General features: G+C 66.2%; 1 protein-coding gene. It reads right to left on the minus strand.

Annotation, left to right across the window (positions count from 1 at the left end):
- The coding region (locus IF129_RS26000; protein ID WP_263576284.1) for an acyltransferase domain-containing protein at positions 1 to 230 on the minus strand (230 nt) is incomplete at its 3' end.
- Positions 231 to 281 lie beyond the last annotated feature (51 nt).

The raw sequence follows: 281 nt of genomic DNA on the forward strand, positions 1-281 counted from the left end.
AGGTGGGTTTTGAGGGTGTCGATGTGGTGGGTGTGTGAGGCGTAGTCGACGTCGATGCGTCGGGCCCTGATCTCGTTGTTCTCGCAGTGGGTGAGGAGTTGGTTCAGGGCGTTGGTGTCGCCGGCGATGACGGTGGTGTGGGGTCCGTTGTGGGCGGCGATGCTGAGTTGGTCGGCCCAGGGTGCGATGAGTTCCGTGGTGTGCTCGGGGCCTAGGGGTAGGGAGGCCATGCCTCCGGTGCCGCTGAGGGTGCGGAGGGCTTGGGAGCGCAGGGCGGCGAT

Origin of the sequence: Streptomyces chumphonensis, assembly GCF_014779715.1 — a bacterium.
Taxonomy (GTDB): domain Bacteria; phylum Actinomycetota; class Actinomycetes; order Streptomycetales; family Streptomycetaceae; genus Streptomyces; species Streptomyces chumphonensis.